The 18,016-nt window shown below is 38.6% G+C and carries 13 protein-coding genes; 2 read left to right on the forward strand and 11 right to left on the reverse strand.

Translation table 11 applies throughout. From position 1 onward, the window contains the following. Positions 1-11 precede the first annotated feature (11 nt). Complete coding sequence (gene mnmA, locus LQ201_RS09250) at positions 12-1,103, forward strand: tRNA 2-thiouridine(34) synthase MnmA (protein ID WP_230141582.1); 1,092 nt, start codon at positions 12-14, stop codon at positions 1,101-1,103. Between the two features lie 245 nt (positions 1,104-1,348). On the opposite strand, the gene LQ201_RS09255 is transcribed toward mnmA, so the two are convergent. After that, positions 1,349-1,663, reverse strand: coding sequence for a hypothetical protein (locus LQ201_RS09255; protein ID WP_230141584.1), 315 nt, complete (start codon positions 1,661-1,663; stop codon positions 1,349-1,351). A 286-nt stretch (positions 1,664-1,949) separates the two neighbouring features. On the opposite strand from LQ201_RS09255, the gene LQ201_RS09260 reads away from it, so the two are divergent. Further along, positions 1,950-2,312, forward strand: a complete 363-nt coding sequence (locus tag LQ201_RS09260) for a response regulator transcription factor (RefSeq protein WP_230141595.1) — start codon at positions 1,950-1,952, stop codon at positions 2,310-2,312. Between the two features lie 96 nt (positions 2,313-2,408). On the opposite strand, the gene LQ201_RS09265 is transcribed toward LQ201_RS09260, so the two are convergent. The 10 genes from LQ201_RS09265 to LQ201_RS09310 form a co-directional block, all read right to left on the reverse strand. Continuing rightward, a complete protein-coding gene (locus LQ201_RS09265) occupies positions 2,409-3,005 on the reverse strand; it encodes an FMN-dependent NADH-azoreductase (protein ID WP_230141597.1) in 597 nt (198 codons plus the stop codon). 163 nt (positions 3,006-3,168) lie between these two features. Then, positions 3,169-5,118: a glycoside hydrolase family 97 protein gene (locus LQ201_RS09270; protein WP_230141600.1), complete on the reverse strand. Its 1,950-nt coding sequence runs from the start codon at positions 5,116-5,118 to the stop codon at positions 3,169-3,171. A 62-nt stretch (positions 5,119-5,180) separates the two neighbouring features. Continuing rightward, positions 5,181-6,833, reverse strand: a complete 1,653-nt coding sequence (locus LQ201_RS09275; protein ID WP_230141609.1) for an FAD-dependent oxidoreductase — start codon at positions 6,831-6,833, stop codon at positions 5,181-5,183. A gap of 1 nt (position 6,834) precedes the next feature. Continuing rightward, complete coding sequence (locus LQ201_RS09280) at positions 6,835-7,584, reverse strand: SGNH/GDSL hydrolase family protein (protein ID WP_230141612.1); 750 nt, start codon at positions 7,582-7,584, stop codon at positions 6,835-6,837. 62 nt (positions 7,585-7,646) lie between these two features. Beyond that, positions 7,647-8,771, reverse strand: coding sequence for a glycoside hydrolase family 105 protein (locus LQ201_RS09285; RefSeq protein WP_230141614.1), 1,125 nt, complete (start codon positions 8,769-8,771; stop codon positions 7,647-7,649). A gap of 20 nt (positions 8,772-8,791) precedes the next feature. Next, positions 8,792-10,366 carry a glycoside hydrolase family 28 protein gene (locus LQ201_RS09290; RefSeq protein ID WP_230141616.1) on the reverse strand — a complete coding sequence of 525 codons (1,575 nt, stop codon included), beginning with the start codon at positions 10,364-10,366 and terminating at the stop codon, positions 8,792-8,794. 7 nt (positions 10,367-10,373) lie between these two features. Then, on the reverse strand, positions 10,374-11,525 hold the full coding sequence (locus LQ201_RS09295; RefSeq protein WP_230141618.1) for a glycoside hydrolase family 76 protein: 1,152 nt from the start codon (positions 11,523-11,525) through the stop codon (positions 10,374-10,376). A gap of 48 nt (positions 11,526-11,573) precedes the next feature. Continuing rightward, positions 11,574-12,707, reverse strand: coding sequence for a SusE domain-containing protein (locus LQ201_RS09300; RefSeq protein WP_230141620.1), 1,134 nt, complete (start codon positions 12,705-12,707; stop codon positions 11,574-11,576). Between the two features lie 19 nt (positions 12,708-12,726). Further along, entirely contained in the window at positions 12,727-14,535 is a 1,809-nt protein-coding gene (locus tag LQ201_RS09305; RefSeq protein WP_230141622.1) for a RagB/SusD family nutrient uptake outer membrane protein, read from the reverse strand. An 18-nt stretch (positions 14,536-14,553) separates the two neighbouring features. Then, positions 14,554-17,859: a TonB-dependent receptor gene (locus LQ201_RS09310; protein WP_230141631.1), complete on the reverse strand. Its 3,306-nt coding sequence runs from the start codon at positions 17,857-17,859 to the stop codon at positions 14,554-14,556. Positions 17,860-18,016 lie beyond the last annotated feature (157 nt).

Raw genomic sequence — 18,016 nt, forward strand, 5'->3', positions numbered from 1 at the left:
ATATTTTTAAGATGAGTAAACACGGTAGAATTCTGGTTGCCATGAGTGGCGGGGTTGATAGTTCGGTAGCGGCTGTAATGTTGCATGAGCAGGGTTATGAGGTTATTGGCTTAACCATGAAGACCTGGGATTATGCTACTTCTGGTGGAAGCAGTAAGGAAACTGGCTGTTGCTCATTAGATAGTATCAATGATGCCCGTACACTTGCCGTAAACTATGGTTTTCCCCATTATATCCTTGATATCAGGGATGAATTTGGTGATTATGTGATCGATAATTTTGTTGATGAATACCTTGCCGGAAGAACTCCAAATCCATGTGTTTTGTGCAATACGCATATTAAATGGGAAGCACTGTTAAAACGTGCCAATAAACTCGATTGCGAATTTATCGCAACAGGGCATTATGCCAATATCCGCCAGCAAGACAGCGGCCGTTATGTAATTTCAAAAGGAAAAGACGAAAATAAAGATCAATCTTATGTGCTGTGGGGCGTTTCGCAAGAAAACCTTTCGCGTACCAAATTCCCTTTGGGCAGTTTCGCAAAATCTGAAATCAGACAGATGGCTTTGGATATGGGACAGGAAGAACTGGCAAAAAAATCGGAGAGTTACGAAATCTGTTTTGTTCCGGATAACGATTACAGGGCTTTCCTAAAACATAAAGTAGAAGATTTAGAAGACAGAGTAGCCGGCGGAAATTTCATTTTAAGTAATGGGATGGTTGTTGGGCAACATAAAGGTTATCCTTTTTACACCATTGGTCAACGTAAAGGTTTAGGCGTTGCCTTTGGCGAGCCTATGTTTGTAACGCAGATCCTCCCAGAAAGCAATACTGTAGTTTTGGGTAAAGCTGATGAGCTTGAACGCCGTGAAGCCATGGTACGCAATATTAACCTGATAAAATATGCAAGCATTGAAGAACCAATGAATGATGTGATTACTAAAATCCGTTACAAAGATGCGGGTATGCTAAGTACAATTGTTGAGGAAAAAGATAAAATGCGTGTGGTGTTCGATCATAATGTTTCAGCAATTGCACCAGGACAATCGGCGGTATTTTACGAAGGAAATGATTTATTAGGCGGAGGATTTTTAGTTTAACGTCCCCTACCTTCTAATAAAAAAACGAGTTGCCAATAGTAACTCGTTTTTTTATTAGATTATCAGGGTATAACAAGGCGATTCGTCATGCTGATCCGATAGCTATCGGATTTAGTTCAGCATCTTTCATACCATCTACTTATTTTTAACATCTATACTTCTATTCATCATAACAGTAAATTTATCTAATTAAGATTCCCACTTACACGACGACCGCGATAAAATACACGATAGAAGTCTTTTTTTTATTCACTCCCTTTAAAAACATTAATAGAAGCTGTTTTCCAGTGGATATAACCTAAATTACCACAGGTTTGGGCTACAAAGTTTTCTACATCCTCTGGCACATCGTTAACAACACGCCATCTTATTTTATATTTTGGATTATAACTTATATATACCACTAAATCATCACTACGTTGCCCAATGGCTTGTAAATGTTGTAAATGAATATCCTGCAGATCTGCAGCAGCAATCCTCAGTCTTTCATTCATAATTTTACCTAATGAAAGATCTGGTCTAAAATCTGTTTCGAATATGGCTAAAACGGTAACGGTCATAGAAAAAATAAATATATCAGCAAACAAACCAAGCTAGAAGCTTTTTGTTTAAAATCATCAATTAAATACATCGGATTATCTTTATGATGTATCCTGTCTCTTCAAAAGCAAATCTATACTAAAAAAATTAGTATCAAAATTTATTTTTATATTTTTTTTAGTCAGCACAAAAATTATAGAAACGCATGACACGGCGTACTAAAAGGTTAATAACTCCAGTATTGTGCATAACTATCTTAAACATCTGATAGCTAGACTAGTTATCTATATAATAAAAATAGAGCTTATGAAAAAGTGCATCTATGTAGTGGAAGACAATCCGAGTATCAGAGAAATCATCGAATTTTTGTTAATCGAAGAACTTTACGAGGTAAAGACCTGCCCTAACACCAACGATTTTTGGTTTCAAATGAGTAAACACCGGCCAGATATGGTAATTCTTGACATTATGTTACCAGATGGAAACGGGTTGGACATCTGCAATACCCTAAAGCGAAATATTAAAACACATGATATTCCGGTCATGATGATGTCGGCTAATAACCACTTGAACACAGTTAAGGCCAAATGTGATGCTGAAGATTTCATCAACAAACCATTCGATCTGAATGATTTTGCAAGTAGGGTTGAGAAATATTTAGTAGCATAATTTTTTAGTCCAAAGTCATTAGCCCCCAGCCCTTAGTCGATTTGAACAATCAACCAATTTGCCAAAGAACTAATGACCAATGAACTAATAAACCACTTAAATGGCTATACTTTCGATTGCTTTATCCAAAGCCACATCCTTTAAATCTGGGATGCTTAGGCCTTCTGCGCGATATGCGGTAATATCAGTCATACCCATAAAACCAAGAACCGATCTTAGATAAGATTCTGTAAAATCATAAGGTTTCATCGGTCCTTCTGAATACACACCTCCGGAAGAAATCGCCAGATATACTTTTTTGTTTTTTACCAAACCTTCGGGGCCTTTTTCTGAGTAGCTAAAGGTTTGACCGGCACGTGCAATATGATCGATCCATGCTTTTAAAGTAGAAGGAATACCGAAATTATACAACGGCGCACCGATTACAATCACATCAGCATCTTTTAGTTCGGCAATGGCCTCATTTGAATGTTTTATTGCTTCCGAAAATTCTGCCGTGTGATTTTCTTGCGGTGTAAAAAAAGAATTGATGTGTACCTCTTCCAAATGTGGAAATGGGGTATTGGTAAGATCATGTGTAGTTAAAGTGCTTCCGGGGTTTGCACCCTGTAATTTTTCTACGATGGCATTTCCCAATTTAATACTGAAAGATGCTTCACCCCTTGGGCTTGATATAAGATGTAATATTTTCATTTTTTTGCCTTTTTTATGTCTGGCAAAATTATAGATACGAAGTATCAAAAAGCTATTACTATACCAGAGGATAGTGCTATCCTTTGGTATAGTTGCTACTTCATCTCAATAAAAAAGGAGCTTATTTAACTGATAAGCTCCTTCAACAAAAACATTAATTTTGTTATTTAACCTGCTCTATTACAGCAACAAAACCACCATCTTTTACCATATTGATACCGATCGTTTCTCCTGCTTTAATTGGTTTTACGATGCGTTTAAAATCCATTGCCTGAAAATCGGCATTGATGCCATCTTTGATCAGGGTGATCTGGTAATTTGCATTTGGTTTCAAAAAACCGGTTTCAACTTTCAAGTCGTGTTTTTGATCGTTGCCCATAGCACCAATAAACCATTTGTCGCCTTTACGTTTAGCTGTAACGATATATTCGCCAACGCTTGCATCCAGGATTTTGGTTTCATCCCAGGTTACGGGAACGCTGGTTATAAACGAAGTGGTTTCGGGCTCTCTTAAATAGTTAAAAGGATTATCGGCCAGCATTTGAAAACCACTTTCAAAAACAATATACATAGCCAGCTGATGCGCCCTGGTACCAATGCTCATGGTATTTACCCAACTAGGTTTATAATCCTCTTTATGTGCCGAACGCATGGCCCCAGGCGTGTAATCCATCGGCCCCACTGCATTACGCAAAAATGGAAGGAATAAGTTGTTGTTTGGCGTGGCCAAACCGCCTCCAATATTTTGTTCCATACCTATAACGCCTTCATAAGAGAGCACATTGGGATATGCTACTTCCAAACCAGCTGGTTTAAATGCACCATGAAAATCGACCAATATATGGTGTTTAGCCGCCTCTTTAGCTACACGGGTATAGTAATTTACCATCCATTGATCGCTTCTATCCATGAAATCGATTTTCACCCCTGCAATTCCCCATTTTTCCAGGGTTTCGAAAATGTTAAAGTTATTTTCGACTGCCAGCCAGGTAAACCAAAGTACAATTTTTACATTTTTCTGTTTGCCATAAGCAATTAGCTCTTGCAGGTTAATCGTTGGATTAGGTTCAAAAGGGTTAAGTGTTGTTTTTGCCCATCCTTCGTCCATAATGATGTAAGGAATGCCAAACTTTGAAGCGAAATCGATATAATATTTATAAGTATCCTGGTTATAGCCAGATTTAAAATCCACGCCATATACATAGGCATTATGCCACCACTCCCAGGTTACCTGGCCAGGTTTTATCCATTTGGTATCTTGTAACTGGTTAGGTGTACTTAACTTATAAACCATTTCGTTAGCAGCCAATTGTGTATCCTTATCGGTAATAACTAAAAAACGCCATGGAAATGATCTTTTGCCAGCTGTTTTAGCAATATAACCGGCTTCTTTTAAAATTTTCTGACTTCTGTCTCCATCTTCTCCAAAAGCCAATGGTACCTTTGGAAAAATAGCATCAACAGTTTTATCATCTGTTGCTTTTATAAACAAACAAGGATAATCGTATAGATCTGCTTCTGATAAAAGTGCTTTATATTTTCCTGTGTTAAACAAGATTGGTAATACACTCATCTTCTCTTTATTCACTTTTTCCAACTCGTTTTGGCGGTATAAAATCTCATATGAAGTTTTAAAACCACCTGTTTCTAAATAAGCTGCTTTAACCGGATCGTTAAAATTAAGATGCACATCCTCGCTGTTTACAATGATCGAATCTTTTTTATTGGTAATAAACCGGTAAGCTATCCCATCGTTATAAGCTCGAAATTCTACACTAAAATCGCCTTTAAAATCTAACCTTAACAAGTTATAATGGTTAATCACTGTGGCATTTTTAAGCGGCACAACAGGATTTGAACTGGTGTTTATGGATGAAAATGTTTTTTTGATCAATTTTGCATGCTCACCAAGCTTTGCCTGAGCCAGATTTAACTGCAAATAGGAATCGGCTAATAAAGGATCACCATTAAATGTAACCGTGTAGCCAATTTTTTCTTTAATGGCTACCGATATTTTGATCCGCTTATCTGGAGATAGGAGCTCTATAGGGGCACTAAAGAGTTTTATTGTAAAAACCAGCATTAAGGCGGCAAGCGACAGATATTTTTTCATTTTAAAGTTTGTTTGTTTAATAAAAATTTTTGGTTCTTACATTTTAAGGTTAATAAATCGTTTTAGTTTGCTAAAGTTAAACACTGCTTTTGATTTAACAACAAGTTTTTTAATTCATTATAGTTTACATCCTGAATGTTGATTTTATGATCGATAGCCAAAGATGCAGCAGTGGCAGCTGATTCCCCCAGGATCATAAATACAGGCTCCATGCGTACAGATCCGTACGCAATATGAGATGATGACAAACAAACGGGAACCAATAAATTTTTGCATTCGGTTTTCTTAGGCACGATGGCCTGATAGGAGATACTGTAAGGTCTTGGTGCTTTAACCCCGACATCACCTTCATTTTGCACATAACCTTCAGGCGTAACATAACGTTGCACATTATGAGAATCTAAAGCATAAGACCCCATCCCTATCGGATTTGGCACTTCTTTTTTGCCAAGAACTTCATGCTCGGTCATTACGAAATCTCCTATCATTCTCCTCGCCTCCCGTACATAAAGCTGATATGGCCAGTTTCCGTTATCCTTAAATTCATCTTTCGCCAAACCCCATTTTTTAACCTGCTGCTGAATTTTTTCTGGCATCCTCGGATCGTTGGCCATAAAGTACATTAATCCTTTTTGATAATTTTCGTGAGCTTTGATAATTTCTTTCCGTTTTGTGTAATCTGCTTCAGGATAGGCATAATTCATTCCGATAAAATCGGTACTAAACGGTCCATGGTTATTAGTATCTGTTTTATGGTTCGGAATAGGATCATATTTATTAAAAAGTTCATCCCAACCGGCATTAAACACCCTTAACAACAATTCGTAATCCATGGCATTGTAGCGGTCTGGTTTTGGAAACGCTATTTTGTTTTCGGCTTTATTGGTCAGGCACATCCTATAGCAATAGGCCTGAAGTTTATGGTCTGCCGTTCCGTTCGGTCCAGGTTGATCAGTAGAAATACCTGTCAACAGGCCGCTTTTTTTATCTCCTGGAATTTTATACGGATCGATATTATTTTTAAAATAATGCGCATGCTGAAAAACCAAGGCCTGTACCCCATTCCACTGTTCGTTATAGGTATGGTTTGCTTCTCTGCCCACATGGTAGCTTACTTTAGCAGCAGCCATTAAATCGCCTTCATAAGTAGCATCGATATACATTTTTGCACTAAAAATTTTGCCAGATAAGGTTTTGATACTGATAATCTTCCCATCTTTCATCTTTACGCCCTGTTTTCGCTCCAACCATTCATCACGGTAAATTTTTAATTTATTCTCTTTGACAAAATCTTCCATAACCTGTTCTGCAACATGAGGTTCAAAAATCCACATGGTTCGGTCCGTTCCATCAATAGCAGGTGTACCTTGTCCTTTGTTACCGTACTGCTCTTTTTTCTGCCATTTCCAGGCACTAGCTTGCTGGTAATGCTGATAAACCTTTTGATAAAATTTTCTGGCGAGGCCACCAATTACGGACTTGTCTCCCGTATCGGTAAAGCCCAATCCTGAAGATGATAAACCACCTAAATGCCTGTCGGGTGAAACTACAATAACGCTTTTACCCATTTTTGTGGCTTGTACGGCTGCCATTATACCGGCTGATGTTCCGCCGTAAACAATAATATCTGCCTTATACAACTGGCCAAGTACCGTTAACCGTGTTAGGAGGAGCATTATTACACACATCGAGGTTTTCTTAATTGAGACTTCCATATTATGGTGCAGTTAAAAGTTTAATTAAATAAGCAGGGTAACTATCTTTATCTATTGTTCCATCGCCTTTGGTAATGCTATCTCCAAAACAAACAATATTTGTTTTTGGCAACCGATGGTCAATTATATAATCGTAAACAGTGACTGCAATAAACCGGTAACCATTGGCTGTAGGGTGTATGCCATCTGTTTTATTGCTGTTGGCTATATTTTGAATCAACGAATCTTTATCCGTTCCGATTTTGCCTATCGCTGAAAACTGATGCCCAAGATCGAGAAAGTGTGTCTTTTGTTGTTCAGCAATTTTTCTGATTACATTGTTTATCTGCATTCTTCGACCTGCTACACCTTCGGGTTGGTAAAACTGAGCTGGGTGGCGGGTAAGCAAATGCACTTCGTAAACGGGCAGTATTGTCATTAACAATACTTTACACCCCTTTGATTTTATGTTTTTTACCAGGGTATCCAAATTACGTTCATATTCATCAATAGGAATATGTTTAACGCTATTCATATCATTGGTGCCCACCATCAAAATAGTCAGTTTAGGATGTAGACGTAAACAATCTTCTTCTACCCTGTTTAAAAGATCGGCGGTATTGTTACCTCCTACGCCTGCATTTATAACTAAATATGCCGATTCTTGTTCTTCTGCAGTATAATTTATAGCGTAAGTAGGTGCTGCTCTAAAGAGGGATGTTGAGAGCAAGGCTATGCTGCCTTTTATCACCTGTCTTCTATTAATTTTCATAAAACACTTATTTCTATATTTGCACTCATAATAAAGTTTTTATCGCAATCTCTTCTGTTAAATTATTTGATTAACAAAGCAAAACTACACCATAAAACCGGGGCCTGGCCATGCATATCTCCGGTAATTCTCTGCCTATCTAAATAATATTGCCTGCTGTTTTCCTTATTTGTACCCTGACAAACTTCTCTCACATCCCCATCAGTATTGATGTACTTAGTTAACGCAATCCAGGCTTTGCGTGCCAATGGACCAAATTCTTCTTCATTCAGCCAGCCGTTTTTTACTCCGGTAATAAAGGCAAAGGTAAACATGGCGCTTCCGGAAGTTTCGGGCCAGCTAGCCTGATCATCAACCAACTGTAACCACATTCCTTCTTTGGTTTGATACCGTTTTAAACTTGCCATCATGTTTTGGTAAGCCTTTAATATCTTCGGCCGGTCGGCATTATCTTTGGGCAAAGCACTAAGCAATTCGGTCATTCCTGCCGCCATCCAGCCGTTTCCTCTTCCCCAAAAAAATGGTACATCCGGTGCATGGTAAAACAATCCGTTAGGGCGCTGTATAGAATCGAGGTAAACGGTCATCTGATGCGCTGCACGATCAATATATTTCCGATCGCCTGTTGCGCGATAAGCCTGCGCCTGAATGTTGGTAACCATATACATATCATCAATCCACATCCGGGTTTGCCAAGTTAAACCTTTATCCAAAAGCACTTTATAAGCTTGCTTTGCTTTTGAAGGCATTGTCCACTGCTGATCTGCAAACCATTTTCCCATATCCAAATAAACAGGGTTTTTAAATTGCATGTAAAGTTCTAAAGGAAGGGTTCCAAAAATATTCGGATCAACATGATCTGGCCTGGGCTGAAGATTTTTTTTCTCATACAACAAAGGCCGAAAACGCTGCTCCAGCAAATCTGACAGTAATTTATTACGGGTAAAAGATGCAAACTTTAGTGCACCATACCAGGCACAAACTTCGGAATAGGTAATCGAGCTTGGTGGGGTCGAAAAACCAAAATTAGTGTGTGGTGTTTCCAGGTAATGTTTACTTAATTTATTTCCTATTTCTAATGGAGAAGTACCATTTGGCCAATTTTTAAAATATTTGTTTTGGGCAAAAGTTTGCGTACAAATTGAAACAGTAACAGTGATTAGAAATATTAGATTAATATTTTTCATTGGTTTAAATTCGTTATGTATTACCGGGCTGATACTTTGATGTCATCAGCAAAAGCAATATCTGTCATTTTTAATTCTTTTAAATTCTGCGCAGGTGAACCCAGAACTGGCATTTGTATGTTTGTGAACGTTAGGCGACTGAAACTATTCACTTCACTTACTCCTTTAATTTTACCCGGAGATTTACCTGCATCTCTAACCAGAATATTTTTAACCATAATGTTCGAAATTGGCGCACTTCCTTTCTTATCGCCATTTTGCATAAAAAATATGGCCCAGGTGCGGTGGTCATCATTTTGATAACTTAATCTCTCGATATCAATGCCATCAAAAACTACGTTTTTAACAAAAGCAGTTCCCCATTTGTGGTGTATTCCAATGCCAACGGCAGCATCGTAAACCACACAATTTTTAAATTTAATGTTCGTTTGTGGCTGCATCACCCCTTGCCCTATTTTAAATCCGTAACAGTAAGTCCAGGAGATGCAATCATCAAAAACAATATTCTTTTGTGCTTTAGGCTTGCCGGGCCATTTTCTGCATAAATCTGTATTCTGATCCCAGGTTTTGGTAGAGAAAGGATCATCAAGCGCAATGCCGATGGCATGTTTAACCAACACATTTTCTGATTCGATTACATCTACACCATCATTTTCGCCCATGTCGAATCTATTAAACAACTTAAAGTTTTGGAGCAGCACGTTTTTAGAACGGGTTGGGATAATTGCCCAGGCACCAGAATTGCGGATGATCAATCCATCAAGTTCAAAATTCTCGGCACCCATAATGGCAAGAATATGGTTCCCGATATTCTGTTGTTCTGTGGCGTACTTCCCATTTCCATCAAGGGTTCCGTTTCCAAACAATCTGATATTTTTGGCGCCCATACTGGTAAAAAACCACCAGGTAATGTTTCTTTTCTGAGATTCTTTTCTAGCATTTATGGTATAATCTTCGGTTTTATCAGAAAAAAGCAGTACTGCGCCTGCTTCCAGATAAATGGCTGTATTGCTCTTAAGTTCGATATTAGCTACCTTATATACTCCCACAGGAATGTAAACTGTTCCATTTTTATATCGAGAAGCATCATTTATTGCGTTTTGTAAAGCTTTGGTGCTTATCGTTTTCCCTATCGAATCGGCTTTATAAACCTGATCCATTACGTTAAAAATACCCTTCCCTACGGGTTTAGGTCTATTTTTTATTTCTGCATCGGCTGTAATAACCAGTTCTTTATTGTTATTGATTTTTACGATGAGGTAACTACCTTTTCTGATTGAAAACACAAGTTGTTTGCCTTTGCTTGTTGCTGCAATGTTTAATTTTTTTGGACTAATATTAAAATTTACCACATCCTCATTTAGCAAAGCCACAGTTATAAACAGGCGCTCTTCTTTCATTACAAAATGTGCATAATCGTACTTATTGTTATAGCTTACGACTGGTATATTAACCGCAGCTGATGACAGTGTGTATATCATCGATTTCGTATAAATTGATGGCAAAGGATAGGTTGATAACGCATTTGATTTAATGCTGCCTGCAACAAGTGCAAACAACATTAAAAGCATTACATTTAATTTCGATTTATTCAAGATATTTTTATTTAAGAATTCCTGCTCTTTTCAATTCATCAAGGGTTTCGAAAAGCATTACCCCACTTAATTGCACCGAACAATCGCCAACTTTGGTATTTGGTTTAGTGGCCCAATCTGAACCAAAAATATTCTCAGGCGTTCTTATTGCTTTCGTATATAGGCTTTGTCCATTTTGCTTCAGGTATTTCAGGTATAACTCTTTAGTATAATCATCAACCACGTTTTTTAAAAGTAGTTGTGCCATATAACGGATATAGATACCCTTAAATAATCCGCCATCTCCAGAATTTTCACCTTTTAAAATACCATTTGGAGAAAATTTGACAGCATCATTCATTACATAATTGGCATTGCGCACAGCATCGTCCAAATAGCTTTGCTCCTTTGTAATAAGGTATAATTCTAAACCGGCACCAAGCCAGGTGCCTTGATTGTAAGTATAAAGGGCACCCTCACTGGTGTTCCCGTAGGCATCCCAAACCACTCCACGGGCAGGTTCAACTACGTAAGTTTTCATCCAGTTGTAAATCTTTTTTGCCCAAATCAGATCATCGGCTTTTTTATCTAACTGGTACATTCTTGCTGCAATTATTGCCGCTGGAGCATTGGAACAGGCGTTTTTAGAATCAGGAGATCCCGATGCCCACATAATGCCCCCATTTTTAACAGTAGTCCATCCTACCTTAATCCAACCCCAAAGTTGATCTGCAGCCTGCTTATATTCGATATCACCAGTTTCATCATACGCTCTTAAACAGGCTAATGCCCACCATTCCATGTCATCGTAAAAAGTATTTTTAAAGGTATTGCCATTTTTAACATAACATCCATTTAGTAAAGCTTTCATTTTGGTGAGGTACCTGGCATCTTTGGTTCTTTTATAGGCGTCGATATGTACATCTAAAGCATGTGCATTCCACCAATAATTAAATCCAAGGTGTCCATCATTGTTTTGGTTATAATAATTTTGGGTATTGTTGTAAAATTGAACATCAAGTGCAACTTGTGCATCGTCGGCCGCTTTTCCCCAATTAACCACTACCGGCGGTGCGACAGGCTCAGGTGGTGTTACCGAAATTTTATCTTTTTTACAGGCAAAAAAGCACATTGCAATGAGGAGCGCACCAAGTATTTTGTATTTTGAAAATAATTTCATGGTATAAAAAGTTATAACGGTTAACCGTATGGAAAACCGTCGTTAATTTTATTTAAAAGTTACTTTGTGTGTATAATCTGCGGTTGATTGCAACCTAAATTCTATATCGGTTTTTTGTGCTTCTGCTGCAAATTTGTAGGTATAATCGTACTGAGAATTATCAACTTCTTTAAGCAGGAAATAACTCGCCGGACTAGTAGATGTCGCCCTCACATTATCATTAACAGCAGATCCCCAGTTCTTTATGGTAATATTGCCAGCAGCATCTTTTTCGGTCACCCTAAATTTGTAACGTTCATCTTTACCCCAGGGTTCTACTTTCCAGGCAATGGGTACGTCAACTCCTTTCCAAATCCCTGCTGCATCGTAGATTAAAGTGGTCTGAATTTTATTATAACCCGAAAACCACAAACCTACGGATTGGATTTCTGTAAAGGTTGCTGTTGATTTATTAAAATCTAAATTAATACGGTAAGTGGTTTTGGTAGTAGCCGGACTACTTACTTCAGTACCCTGTTTAATTATACCTGCATCAATTACAAAGTTTAGGGGCGTTCCAGTCGTTTTATCAACCATTTTATATGTTCCTGCATTAAGGGAAGTATAAAGTTCGAATACACCATCTGAAAGTTTCTTGAAAGATTGAGCCTTGAGTAAGTCAGCGCCTCCCTCAGTTGCTGAACCCGTTATAAAAACGGCTGCAGGGTTTTCTGCAAAGCCAGCCGGACGCTTAAGCTCGAGTATCCCGGAGCCAGAAGTTGCTGTAATAACACCATTTGAAGCGATAACCTGCCATTTCACCTTACCACTGCCGAGTTCGGTGATACCAGCCGCAGCAGCAATTTTGTTCATTTCCTTATGAGATAGCGACAATTTATTGTCGGTACCCACTTTTGCCGGAATCCCAGCGTAAGCGGGTTTTGAAAAATCGCCGTTTTCTTTATCAAAAACAACCTTATAAAATGGCAGGGTATAATTCCCCGTAGTTGCAGGGTTCCACTCAAACGTAACTACTGCATTGCTTGATGGACTTAGATTTACCAAAGTATTATTTGATGGGGCACTAAGTGTTGGCTGGGATATGGTTGTGGTTACATTATCTATATGATCCTTTTTACAAGAGAATAAGAATAACAGGCAAAGCATGCCCACAGCATATTTATTTTTAAATATTCTTTTCATAACTTTCTTTTAGAAGCTGTTACCAGCCGGGGTTACCTACAAGGTTTTTATCTTTGTTTAACTCTGACTGAGTGATGTTCCACAGGTAGTTTTTCTTTAAGAAAACCCTATTCTCGAACACTACCCTCTTTTGAAAATCGGCTGAAGTGGTCGCATTGATATCCATTCCATAAAAAGGCCCGCCATCGGTCTGATCGGCTATTTTCCATCTACGGGTATCGAAATATCTAAAACTCTCGAATGCAAGTTCTACCCTTCTTTCTTTACGTATGGCTTCGCGCCAGGCGGCCTGATTTGTAGGTTCGGGTACCTGATTAGCCGCAGAACCATATTGCGGAATTCCTGCACGCTCCCTGATCAGGTTAATGTACTTTTTAATATCGGCGTTTCCTGGTGCATATTCGTTCAGTGCCTCTGCATAATTGAGGTAAATTTCACCCAATCTGAAAATGATTTCTGCCCTGTCTGCAATTTGATCGGGCCCTACTTTACTGTTTGGATTAACCATTTTACGAACAACATAACCTGTTCTAGACCAGTTTCGACCCGTGTATTGCCCACTATTTCCACCTTTATACAGTTGAATCGTTATTGGAGAAGATCCGGTTCCACTGTTGTTGTTACTGGCGTTATTGATCCATTTGCTCAGATTGAAAGTAATGTTCACATAAAAACGCGGTTCCCTGTTCACATACATATTTGAGGTGCCTGTTGCATAATAGTTGTTCGCAGTGGAAGTAGTTCCAAGTTCGGTATAACCTGAGGCAGGATCATCTATCGATCTTCCGTTAGCTGTAAAAAATGCATCAACGGCTTGTTGTGTAGCGCCCCACGATGACCAACCGCCAAGAATATAGGGCGAACCGTTTTTATCAATGGAATACAGTTTATCATCCACCAAACGGCACAGGATAACTTCCGAATTCCAATCTTTAAGCCAAAGATTTTTAAGCGATTCATAAGGCTTTATATTCCCATTTGCATCCAGCTCTTTGTACAAGCTATAATCGGGCATATCTATCAACTCTTTAGCTGCATCGGCAGCTCTTTTCCATTTGTTTACATCAATTGTTTGATTGATTAGCACCTTTCCATCTAGATTTTTAAAACCAGCATAATCAGTATTTCCATTGTACAAAGGACTTGCCGCATACAGCAATGTGCGCGATTTAACAGCAAGCGCCATTCCTTTTTTCCACCTTCCAAACTCGCGGGTATTGCCTTGAGAAGCTGGTAAATCAGCAATAGCCTTATCCAGTTCAGAAACAATAAAATTAACACATTCATCGTAGCTATTTCTTGGAAAACTAAAATCATCTATAGAAGCGTCTGGTGGAATAGGCAGATCTGGCAATATGATTACAGGCCCGTATTGAGCTATAAGACAAGCATAAAAATACGCTCTCAATGCCCTTGCTTCTGCGACATATTGTTTGATTAACTGTGGTTCGATTTCGGGATTCTCTGGCACACGTTGCATAAAATAAGACGCCCTGCGGATCCCCTGATAATAATAGCCCCAATAATTATAATCGCCACGGTTTTTATCCCAATTACCTAAATTCATCGAATAGGTTGGGTAATCGTTATAGGTTACATCAGCCTCATCAGATAAACCTTCCCATGGAGTCCCTAGATTCCAATCGCTATTTGACCGGATATAGGTATAAACTCCGGCCAGATATTTTTCCGATTCGATTTTCTTTTTGAAAACATCGTCAATGGTCTGTTTGTCATCAGGTACCTGATCGAGGAACTTTTTACAGGCAGTTAAAGAGCAGATCAACACTAAAATGAGCGCTGCTTTAAAAAAAATATTTCTTTTCATATCCTAAGGATTTTAAAATTAAAAAGTAGCACTTACACCTAAACTGTAAGTTTTAATATTGGGATAGGAAGTTCCTGAACTTCGAGCTCCGGAACCTGTACCCCCTCCTAACTCTGGATCCCAGTATTTAAATGGGCTTATGGTGAAGAGGTTGTAGCCTATGAAATAAAGTCTGAGCCTTTGCAAACCCATAAATGCAATCGTTTCCTTTTTAAAGGTATAGCCGAAATCAAGGGTTTTAAGTCTTAGAAAACGTCCATTGATTAAAAAATGACTATTTGTATTATAGTTTTGGTTGATATCGGCACCGTACGAAAGACGCGGATAAAAAGCATCTTGCCTTGGGTTTTGGGGAGTCCATCGATCTAAAACATTGGCATATAAACTTCCTTTCGCCGATCCGTTTCTAAAAGGCATAAACTCATTAGCGAAATAGAAATCAACTGATGCTGTCCCCTGAAAAAATGCACCTAATGAAAAACCTTTATAGCCAAATGTTCCACCAAAACCATATAAAATCTGCGGTACCTGATCTTTACCAATGAAAGTTATATCATCGGCGTTGATGATACCATCCCCACTTAAATCTCTAAATTTCAAATCTCCCGCTTGCACTACGCCAGTTGTTCGGGCTATGGCAGGATTATCTATTTCTGCTTGTGTATAAAATCCATCAGCAATATACCCGCTTCTTGTAAAAACAGACTGTCCTCTCGATTCCTGCCATGGAAAGGCCGGAGCAGGAGAATCATCTTCGATCACTTTATTTTTATTATAGGTGAATGTACCTTGCAGAGACATTGAAAAAGCACCGAAATTTTTATCAAAATTTCCAGTAAAATCAATTCCTTTTGCTTCTGTTTTACCTAGATTGCCCAGCAGGTTATTTCTAACGCCCACAAAATCAGGAACGCCTTTTCGTATCGTAAAAATATTCTCCCGTTTTCGGCTAAATACATCAAACTGCAAGCTCAATGCATTGTTCCAGGTTTTAAGCTCTAAGCCCAGGTTTAAATCTTTTTCAGTTTCCCAGGTGGCATCAACAGGATAATCGGCAATATCTATCCCTTGAAGCACATTATCTCCTCTAACCTGACCATATTGATACGCACCGGCGGTATTACCCACAGTTCCGATATAAGAAAAACGCCTTCCGCCAATGTTACTACTACCTACCGTTCCATACGAAGCTCTTAATTTTATTAACTGGAAAATCTGGTTAGCATTACCATAAAACTTTTCGTTAGAAACTACCCATCCAACAGCATAAGAAGGAAAGAAACCATAACGTTTATCAGGTGCAAAATTTTCGGCTCCGTTATAGCCAAAAGTAACTTCGGCTAAATAACGGTCATCATAAGAATAAGTGGCACGCCCAACTCCACCTAAACTCCGGTAAGGGATAGAGCCTATTAAATCTCCAGCTGTTGCACTTACCTTATCACTTTGGTAGTACAAGGCAAGTCCGCCCAACTTATGTTTTCCAAAAGTACGGGCATAGTTTATAGCGCCTTCTAAATAAAACTGGCGACTCCCTCCGTTTGATCTTGAAAAGGAAAGATAATCCTGACCAGGGTTAATGCTGCTGTAAACCAGGTTACCGGCAGCATCTCTCGATGTAGCGTAGTAAGTTGTCGGCTTTTTTTCCCTGGCAAGCGTATTAGTATTGGTGGCATCAAATGAGTATAGTAAATGCGACGACAAGCCCTTAACTAGGCTGCCCAAATCTTGCGTAACCCTGATATCAGACATGATCTGGTTTTCATAAGTTGTAGAATAGCCCCTGTTGGTAAGCAATCCGTAAGAACTATATAAACCACCGCCTGTAGATAAAAAGGGCTCTCTATTATCCGGATACATTACCGGATACAAAATTGGATATGTTCTTAGCGAATTCGCAAAAATATCACTAGTACCAGTGCCAGGATAATTTCCATTAGATATCCAGCCTTTAATCCCTAAATCAATCGTGGTACTTTTCGTTGCTTTTAAGGTTAGAGCTGAACTGAAATTCACCCTCGAATATTTAATAGAAGAGTTATATTGCTGTAATCCATCGGTTTTAAACAAACCTGTTTCATCATAATAACCTGCAGAAACATAATAGGTAGATTTTTCGCCACCACCTCTGATGCTTAAGTTTGCTTTGCGGTTGTGGCCAAAATCATTAAAAATTTCGTTAAACCAGTTCACATTTGGATATAAATAGGGATCTGCCTGTGTAAACGTTTTATTGATGAGGTCTTCAGAATAAATGGGATTTCCACCCCTGGTGGTATTGGCTTCGTTAGCCATTTGCATATAGGTTACACCATCTGCTGTTTCTGGTACGCGTGTAAACTGGGTAAGCCCCTGGTAGTAATCTAAATTAATATCGGTGCGTCCGGCTTTACCTCTTTTAGTGGTGATTAAAATTACACCGTTTGCACCTCTAACGCCATAAACTGAAGTAGAAGACGCATCTTTCAAAATAGAAAAGCTCTCTATATCATTTGGATCGATGTTACTAAAAGCCCTTTCTACCCCATCGACCAAAATTAAAGGTGTGTTATTGCCCGTTGTGATTACGCCCCTGATCCATAAATCGGCCCCATCCCTGCCAGGCTCGCCGCTTCTTTGAATACCTACCAAACCTGAAACACGGCCTGCCAAAACAGTAGAAATATTAGCTACAGGCTGTTTTAACGATTCTACATCTAAAGTGGCCTGGGCACCCAAGGTTTCAATCTTTCTCTGTTTTTGCCCGAACGCCACAACCACAACCTCATTTAAAGAATTGTTTACAGGCTTTAAGATAATGGTTAAATTTGTTCTTTTCTCGATCGGCACTTCCTGTGGATCGTAACCGATAAAACTGATGAGCAAGGTTGCATCTTCCGGTACTTTAATGGTAAATTCTCCATTCGGATTGGTTGCAACAGTTAATGTTCCGCCTTTAATTTTTACAGTTGCACCGGGAATGGCCTGGTTGGTTTCATCAAGTACCCTACCTTTTATGATAATTTCATCTTTCTGGGCAGATGGATTTGTCTTTCTTTTACGCAATACGATTGTTTTCTGTTCGATTACATAAGTAAAGGGCTGTCCTTCGAAACATTTCTCCAAAACACTTAAAAAAGGTTCGTTTATGGCCGTTAAGGTAATGGGATTGGCCGATTTAATCAGGGCATCTTCGTAATAAAAATTGTAATTGCTCTGCAAACGCAAGGCCTTTAAAACTTTATCGATAGATGCATTATTTACGCTTAAATTGATGTTTTGAGCATGGGTACTGGCATTGAGCTGTACCACAAAAGCAAACATAAAAATCAATATAAATTTCATGCGGATGAGAAATTTAAATGACATGAGGGGTTGCCCACAGCATGTAGTTGTGTTAAAAAATTTATACATTTGGTTAGTAAGTTAAATGTAACTTGTGTCGAAATAGGTTTATTTGATTTGCATTTTGGCTTGTCCAATCGACCTGAAGTGGCTCAAA

The organism is Pedobacter sp. Bi126 (assembly GCF_918698245.1).
Lineage (GTDB): Bacteria > Bacteroidota > Bacteroidia > Sphingobacteriales > Sphingobacteriaceae > Pedobacter.